Annotated in this window: 9 protein-coding genes; 7 read left to right on the forward strand and 2 right to left on the reverse strand. The window is 34.1% G+C overall.

The window, feature by feature from the left end:
• Together JMN32_RS27365 and JMN32_RS14970 are read right to left on the reverse strand one after the other, a co-directional pair.
• The coding region (locus JMN32_RS27365) for a hypothetical protein (RefSeq protein WP_238354491.1) at positions 1-204 on the reverse strand (204 nt) is incomplete at its 3' end.
• A 42-nt stretch (positions 205-246) separates the two neighbouring features.
• Entirely contained in the window at positions 247-402 is a 156-nt protein-coding gene (locus JMN32_RS14970) for a hypothetical protein (RefSeq protein WP_202857160.1), read from the reverse strand.
• 1,204 nt (positions 403-1,606) lie between these two features.
• Between JMN32_RS14970 and JMN32_RS14975 the strand changes: the two genes are divergently transcribed.
• From JMN32_RS14975 to JMN32_RS15005, 7 genes are all read left to right on the forward strand, one after another.
• Positions 1,607-2,209: an ATP-binding domain-containing protein gene (locus tag JMN32_RS14975; RefSeq protein WP_202857161.1), complete on the forward strand. Its 603-nt coding sequence runs from the start codon at positions 1,607-1,609 to the stop codon at positions 2,207-2,209.
• Positions 2,210-2,353: 144 nt separating this feature from the next.
• Positions 2,354-2,998 carry a CHAT domain-containing protein gene (locus JMN32_RS14980; protein ID WP_202857162.1) on the forward strand — a complete coding sequence of 215 codons (645 nt, stop codon included), beginning with the start codon at positions 2,354-2,356 and terminating at the stop codon, positions 2,996-2,998.
• Between the two features lie 527 nt (positions 2,999-3,525).
• Positions 3,526-4,254: a hypothetical protein gene (locus JMN32_RS14985; RefSeq protein WP_202857163.1), complete on the forward strand. Its 729-nt coding sequence runs from the start codon at positions 3,526-3,528 to the stop codon at positions 4,252-4,254.
• A gap of 219 nt (positions 4,255-4,473) precedes the next feature.
• Positions 4,474-5,361, forward strand: coding sequence for a hypothetical protein (locus JMN32_RS14990; protein WP_202857164.1), 888 nt, complete (start codon positions 4,474-4,476; stop codon positions 5,359-5,361).
• Between the two features lie 211 nt (positions 5,362-5,572).
• A complete protein-coding gene (locus JMN32_RS14995) occupies positions 5,573-6,493 on the forward strand; it encodes a YecA family protein (protein WP_202857165.1) in 921 nt (306 codons plus the stop codon).
• 227 nt (positions 6,494-6,720) lie between these two features.
• Positions 6,721-7,308 carry a hypothetical protein gene (locus JMN32_RS15000; protein WP_202857166.1) on the forward strand — a complete coding sequence of 196 codons (588 nt, stop codon included), beginning with the start codon at positions 6,721-6,723 and terminating at the stop codon, positions 7,306-7,308.
• A 15-nt stretch (positions 7,309-7,323) separates the two neighbouring features.
• Entirely contained in the window at positions 7,324-8,178 is an 855-nt protein-coding gene (locus JMN32_RS15005; protein WP_202857167.1) for a restriction endonuclease, read from the forward strand.
• Positions 8,179-8,443 lie beyond the last annotated feature (265 nt).

The raw sequence follows: 8,443 nt of genomic DNA on the forward strand, positions 1-8,443 counted from the left end.
TTCAAGTTTGGCTGGGTCGTGGGTATATATATCTTCCTGGGTACATGCTGTAAAAAACAGCATGCTACAAACCGCCAGAGTGATTAGTCTCGGCATAACATTAGGATGGATTATAGGTTGAAAATGATAATCAATAATACCGACAAAGATGCCGGTATTATTAAAATAATCTAGGGGCATATACTTAGCAAAACTTACGCGCATTAGAAATAATCAATTTTGCCAGCTTGACTCAATGACCAAGTATTAAAACTCTTCTGGCCCTTCATCATGTCCTTCATTCGCACCTTCGGTGTTAAGTACATTATCGGTGCCGGGTACTATTTCTTCTTCCTGGCATGCGGTAAAGGTTAGTCCAAACATGCCAAGCATGGCAATCAATACAACTTTTTTGATTTTCATTGTTTTTGAATTTAAATGGTTTTGGTTGATTTTAAGGTCATCAGACAATTGAATAAGACCCGTCACAAACATAATTGTTTCCTATACGATCATCCAATTGTACTTTTGGGTAAAGTTACGCTGGTAATGAATCAGTTAGACTTACATGGCCTTGCATTACAAACTAATTAACAGCCAACCATAAGTAAAATAAATTTTTAACAATTGGCAGTGGCTTTATTGTAATATAATGATATCTTAATAATAAAAAACATTATCAAAGGGTCGTTTTGAGCCATTAACTTACCCAAAAATTTGACAAGTTGCTCCGGATACATGCTCAATATTATGAATGCCGGAGGGTGAATTTTCCTTTTTCATAAATACAGTTCAAGTTTAGGTCGATTTTTCTACTTTCAAACTGTCTGTTTTAAGGGGGTGAATACATAACGTAATAATACAATTAGAGGTAGTAATTTTGGCTACCTATTTTCGTTCGTCTTCATTTTGGTTCAGTTTGTTCAACGTTTTGGATGATGCAGCGTACTTTTTAACCTTTGTACTTTTCTTTTCCAGTTCCTCTTCACATTTACAAAGCTGCTCTTTATAAAACCTGCACTTCATTTTTGACATGTAGCAATGTCTCCAATGCTTTGTTGGCGGCCTCTTTAGAGTTTGTTGTAGCAAGCTCCGGGTAATCTGCGACCTAGGTGCCAATTTGGTTTTTATCAGTTCTCTTTAATTCATTCACACTGAAAAATACTTCATCCGTGGTAATACCAAAAATTTGCGCCAGTGCCGGTACATAGTTGATGAGTAATTTTCTGCGAGAGTTTTCAAATCTGGATATGGCATGCCTACCACATGTTTCACCAGTCAGCTCCTGAATTTTTTTGGCAAGTTTCTCTTGAGATATTTTTTTGCACGGGAATAGGAAATTTTCGCTGCTACAGTTGCTTGAATTGTGTTAAATTTTATACTTTTGAAAAAGTTGCCATTATTATCAACTGCGGTTGTGTTTTTCTTGTTAGCAGGCAACAAATGTAATAAAAGCACAAGAATTGTCATGAGCCGGAAACCCATTTCAGAAAGCTATTTCTAATCGGTATAGCGCAAAGGAACTCAATAAAACAGTTCAATTTAAGTCGATTTTTCTACTTTCACACTGTCCTATTTTCGGAGGTGATTACACGATGAAATAATTTTATGCCTGAACTATGATGGATTGTATGGAATTAATAACATCAATAGATTTTTGCAAGCCAGTAACCCTAACACCTCCTTTGAATGGGGTATTGACGCTTACAAAGTAAATGACCCTATACTTTTCAACGAAAATGATAGATTTAGTGGATTACTTTACAATAACCTAAAAGGCAAAATCATTGATATTAAAATACTTGGTGATCAAATTCAATTCGACGTTGAAATAGACTCTGTATTAAATGGAATGGATACTCAATTTTACGATTTGGAATTACTTGATGATTCTGAATCTGGCAATTCAGTTGTCAGATTTCTGGTAAACAAATATCCAGATACAGATGAAGATGACACTGCAAGTAATACAATAGTTCCTTTTCAAGTGGCCTATGCGGTTTCAATACATAAGGCTCAAGGACTAGAATTTAGCTCCGTAAAAATTGTAATCACCAATGAGGTTGAAGAAATGATATCTCATAATATTTTTTATACCGCCATTACTAGGGCTAGAGATTCTCTAAAAATTTATTGGACACCAGAATCTGAAAACAATATATTAAAAGGCCTCAAAACGAAATTTAATAGATTAGATGTATCACTTTTAAAATCGAAATATCAATCATGATAAGAGGGTGGGAAAAGGTGCATAGTACCTACGTATCGGAATATACACAATACACTAGCCGTTATCAAGAAATCGTTAGTAGGTACTTATACTTCTGCCTAGCGAATTTCAAAGAATTTATATGTATGTAGCAGATTGGAATCTATGAGAAAGAAGCGATCCAAGTATGGTGTTTTTATTATTGAATCTTTGAGAAAAGACGACTATTTCGACGGTGAAAATTTATCTCAGATTCTTGAATTATCTATAATCGACAATGTATATAGAGAAGTCTATTCTAAGGAAGACTTTGAAAGGGCATTAGAAGAGTTTCAGGAGTCCAAGTTTCGCTATTTACATTTTTCTTGTCATGCAGATTTTGAAGGTTTTGAAATAAATGGTGACGAAATCACAAATTTGGAAATTTCTGAGATGTTAAAAGGTAAGGTAAAGGATAAAAGAGTTTTTCTATCTGCATGCAAAGGTGGAAACAGAAATATTGCGACAGTTGCTATCGCTAATAATGATGCCCGATCTGTTATAGGGACCCCAATCGACCTGCATTTTGATAAAGCTGCTTTATTTTGGCCTGCGTTTTATCATGTAATAAACATGGCTGACAAATCGAAAATGAATAAACGAAACCTAAGCCATACTTTAAAAAAATGTGTTGACTTATTTCATATACCTATAAACTACTATCATCGCATTAATGGAAAGAGGAAATATTTGAGACGGTACAAATTTAGAACAGGGGCATCAACAACAAATAAAAGAATTACTGTGGCCAACAAACTGTATAATACATAGCTTCCTGATATCAGCTAAAACGTCATATACGAAGCGTTGTTCTAAAATCACTTATACTACCATGCCAACTTTTCAAAAACCTCGATTGCAGCCAAATCAGACAGTAAAAGGTTCGATATTTGTCCCCGAGGGGCTACGAAAAGCCGATTATCGCATGATAATCGGCTTTTTGTATTTTAAATAATTGATAATCAGTTGATTGTATCTTGTTTCTCTTTCGATAATTTCCCCTCTAAAACATTGCTCATTCTTAGTTTAAGTGTAATCAACTGTAATTCAAAGAATTAAGTTGTTCGATTTTCTCTTATGGGTTGCCTGAATTTTACTGACTTTTCATATCAATATACCCAAGGTTGGGTATTGACAAAGTCGTTTGATAAGGGTTAACTTTAAATTTCGCACACCAACGTGGAGATGACTTTCGGAAAGTAGATTGTGCTGTTGGTAAAGCTTTAAATACAGGTTGTTGATCAGATGTTAAGTTGTAAATAGTTCTTTATAAGAATAGTAAGTATACTGTTACAAAGATGTCAGCTGCAAACAAATATATCTTGGAAGCAAAGGAGTTAATTAGATACAATATCGGATTGTCAATTTTTGTTCAAAGCTTTGTCCTGAGTTGTCCTAATCATCCAAAGGAACACCAGCTAGCAACTATTGACCAACTTAAATATAATTACTGCAGGTATACCAAGCGGACAATGTATTATGCAGAGAACTTTGTTATGAATTTAGAATCAATTAATGACAAGTTAAGCAAGCATCCTGATTTTAGCACAAAAGAGTTTATAACCGCTATACCTGATAATATATTTTTCGACTTTGATGCTTTTCTTTTCAGCTGTAAAAGTCTTGTTGAAGGAAAAGTCATTGAAAGAGGCAAAGAATTTCATAGTCAAGTTCTGAATAAGTTTATGAAATATTCTAAAAAGACTTTCAATCAATTTATACAGACTTACCTTAACCCATTGCGTGACGAGGTTGTTCATCTAAATAATTTTGGTTCTGCTATCGGATCCATGGTTCATATAAAAGATGGTGACATTATGATTAAGGCCTTTGATTACAGTGATGAAATGGAACTGCAAAAAGTATTTAATGAAATTCTCACAAATATGAGTGACATCATTAAGAACCTCGCACAATTCATAGTTCTTCATGAATGCCATCATTTTGGTTTTCCAACGAAGGATTCAAAATTCTCCACAGGATACGGGGATTTTCAAATATCTGATTTTGTAGAAATAGATAAGTAATGCTTGATCCGGGATCTCCTCAATCTTTAGCAGAATTTCTCTTTTGTCACCTTATTCCTCTCAATATACCCAAGGTTGGGTATTGACAAAGATGTGAAACATTAGCTAGCTTTAAGAATGCTTGTTATACCCGATTTTTGTCGTTTTTAAATGTTTACGATCGGGTGACTGCCTGTAATTCAGTTGAATAAATTAGGATATTAGGTTCAAAAGTGGAAAATGAAAAGCTTAGAAAATATGAAAGGAGTAGGAGGAGTTAGCACAAATAATGATGATCTATCAATCGAATGGTCATCACATTTGAAAATTCATTATCCGGCTCTTGCTGAGGTTTACTTAAATGAATCTGCGGAGACTAAAATTAATAGACAATTCAAGGAAAGAAATAATAAGCTTCTTTCAAAACCCACTACTACTTATTCAACCACATTTTATGATCTTTTTGCAAGAGTAATTGATAACAGAATTGGCAGTGCTAGAGAATTAAAAGTAGCTCATTCTCTTTTGGGACAATTAAATGGTGAAGTACAAAAGCTTCTTGATATTTTAAGCCAAAATAGCATTTCAACTAATCAATTAAAAGGTCAAATGGACGGGCTTTTTAGATTAAATGATGCAAAATATCTTGATAAGGTAGGAGAGCTTTTGAGTACAAACTATATACTTGAAAATTATGATCATTTTAAACTTCTACAGCTAGAATTTAAACATGAGAGGCATCTGGGAAAAAGAAGTAAAGACAGTGATTTACTATTGTTTGATAAAACTCTTAACAGGAAGGTTTTGGTAGATATTTTAAATATTAATCTTGATCATAAGAAGATAGAAAGCGAAGAGGGACTCAGTGAGATACTTTCACATAGGATTGAAAATAAAGCTTTTGATAAGCGATATACTGATGCGGAGGTAGTTCAAACTTTTGGGAAGGCTGTTATACAACCATTTATTTGGGTATACGATTGGCATACAATTGTTACATATAAAGAAGTATTGGGGAATTTTAGTGTCTATAATTCATTGCCAATATTACTTCTAAGACAGAGATCTGATTTTCAATCGCAGCAGATTTACTATGATTGTATAAAGGCGAGTGATATAACAAACTGAAATCACTCAGACATTAATATATATCACTGGTTACTCAATGGATTTGCATATGATTTTAAGAATATACCTGTGATTATCTGAAATTCAGATATTTGGGTGGTTCTATTTTCATTTTTTTTCTATCAACATTAGCGGGCGGAGTAATTAGTGAAACTGTTAGTAAAGAAATCGTTGAAGTAATAAAAGACAACTACCCTGACTTAATTAGATAATGAAACCCGATAGAAATACACCATGTCCATGTGGAAGTACTTTAAAAACGAAGAAATGTTGTCATAAAGGTCATCGTTGGTTAAAGGAACCAACCATTTTAACTTCTCGACAACCTAAATCAGGCTATCAACATTCTAGATGCTATGCTAATACACTTAATGATTGTGATTCTCAGATTACAAGGGAACACTATTTAAGCAATAATTTACTAGCCGATTTTGAAGAAAATAATACAGTTAAAATATTTGGATTACCATGGCAGGAAAAACAATCGTATGATTTGCTTTCCAGAAAATCTATGGTTTCGAAAATCCTCTGTAAGCATCATAATGAATCGCTCTCTCCTTTTGATGTAGAAATAGCATATTTTTACCGAGCTATTGTTGAATTTGACGAAGATTTTAATTCCGAACAACCTTCAACTGATTTTAAAATAATCGCAGGTGAGAACTTAGAGAGATGGATGTTAAAAACGGTTTGTGCATTCATCGCTTCTCAACAATTTCATAGGAACGGGGAAAAATCTAAGCTCGAATTGAAATCAATCTACAATGAGATATTGTATGAAGGTCGGCCTTTCCCTTCTGGATGGGGCTTATATTTTGATATGGAAGGAAACAAGAAAACTCAAAAATATAGGAGCTTTTCATTTGTCCCGTTTGAAGCTAATGGAGAGTTAAAGGGGATTTCCTTCTACATAGCTAATTTTAAATTCAACTTCTTACTCGGTGAACCAGATGCCCCTGATTATTGGGGTATCTACCATCCTTCCTCTATAGTATTCAAGCAAGGTGAAATTAAAAAAGAACTCTTAATTACATGGCGTGATGATAATTATCATAAATCAACTATTCTTTTTAATCGCATTGGTACAAAACAAGGTGAGCCAGCTAATTGGGAAGAGTGGATGAAAAAATAAAAAAACGCTAACATCACCTATGACACCATGTCGTGTCAGTGGGGCACGAAAGGTCTGTGGTTATTTACAAGCCCCGCGAATTCTCTGAATTCGCCTAGTGTGAAAAAAGAAATTACTATGCGAATTCAAAGAATTCGCTACTTAGATAAACGAAACGAAATACGAACTTAAACACGCCACGGTGCATAGCCAGAGCGTTATCGGCAATAAATAAGAAGATTATGGGAATGCATGTATCAACATTGCTTAATGTGCCATCAAAGGGTTTCAACTACTATGCGTATGTTGCAGACCCTAAAGATCAATTTGGTAAATGGTTGAATGAAAACTTCCATGCGATTGCTGAGCAAATTGGTTCTAATAACCTTATTGTAAGAGGAGGTTCATCAGGTTCATATGATCAAGAACTCTACGAATTTTTGAGCCAACATTGTGAGAGTAACTTGTTTGGAATTTTAGAGGGACTGTTTCATGAATCTGTCTCTTTAATAGTGTCTGAAGGGGCTTTGCATTCAACATCTGGACAAGTTTATGTTATTCCAATAACTCGCGAATTTGATGTTAAAGATTCTCCTCAAAATCAATTAGCGACTGAGCTTTTTAAACTCGTCATTTCTGCAATTAGCAACAATGAATTGGAACAGAGACTAGAGCAACTGGGAGCTGAACAATTTGAGTTGAAAGAAAAGAAGAAAAATTTAATTCTTTCCACTCTAAAGTTTGTAAATAAGTATTTGGAATTAAAACCAAATTTAGCAGGAGTGGGAATAAACTTAAATCAAGTCATTGAAGATACGATAAAGAACTACAAATAGCTGAACAAATTACAAGTGGAAAAAACATTGAGTAGCGACAAAGATTGGAGAAACTATGAAAAGCAAATTTTTAATAACCTAGGACAAAAATTCCCAGGTTGCTCAATAACGTTTGATGATTCTATTTTCGGAATCTTTAGCAAAACTGATAGGCAAATTGATATCTCAATCAGAGGTGAATTGGCTGGCAACAAAATTCTAGGTGTAGTTGATTGCAAATATTACTCAAAGAAGATTGACGTAAAAGCTGTTGAAAGTTTTCTTGGAATGCTGGAAGATTTAAATGCTAATATTGGAATAATGATTACCAATGATGGATATTCTCAAGCTGCAATTAACAGAGCATCCGTAAAAAACCTTAAGCTTGAAATTGTCAAAATCGAAGAATTAGCTCTACTTGAAGTTGATGTTGACGAAATCATTAATCAGAAAATTTTAAATTTAAGATTATCAAAGTTTGAGTTTTTCAAACGTCTAAAAGAGAATTGGAGTCAATTTGATGAGGTTAATTCGAGCTACGCTAAAAGGTTGATCACTTTCAAGGAAGGTTTTGCGAATACAGAGTTCTATGCTTTTAAGAATTCGATTAAGGAAAGTGCCAGAATCTTTAGAGATTTTGCTGAGCTATCAAAAGTTACAATTCGAATTCCCGCCAATAAGCAAGACGAATCCACTAATTGGAGAGAAGAAAAAAGAGTGTACGAGTGTAGCGTCACAAGAACCGAACTTGAATCATTCCTTCAACTTGATTTTTGGGAATTAAGACAGGATATCAAGAAGTGGAGAAAGGAATTCTTGGAAAACACAACCTATACTAAGCAATCTGTTATTGATTTCGCAAATAAGTATATAACCTCAAAAAAGGTTTAATGAAACAACCGATACATCGTCCGCATGAGTGTTGAAATTATTCTAACAATAGACAGATGAATATCACACTGAACGAAGAAAAAGCCGATAACAGATGCTAAGCCCAATCGGCTTATTTAGTTATTTGCAAAGGGCATCTGGATAAGATACTTTTGAAATATTTGAAAGGCTAAGCCGACAGTGCTTAGCTGATCGTTATGAAGACTTCCCTTCTTTAGGACGGGTTTAAATTTAATTTTTTTTCTCAAACAGCACATAACAAACT

It is taken from the genome of Fulvivirga marina (assembly GCF_016775155.1).
GTDB lineage: Bacteria > Bacteroidota > Bacteroidia > Cytophagales > Cyclobacteriaceae > Fulvivirga > Fulvivirga marina.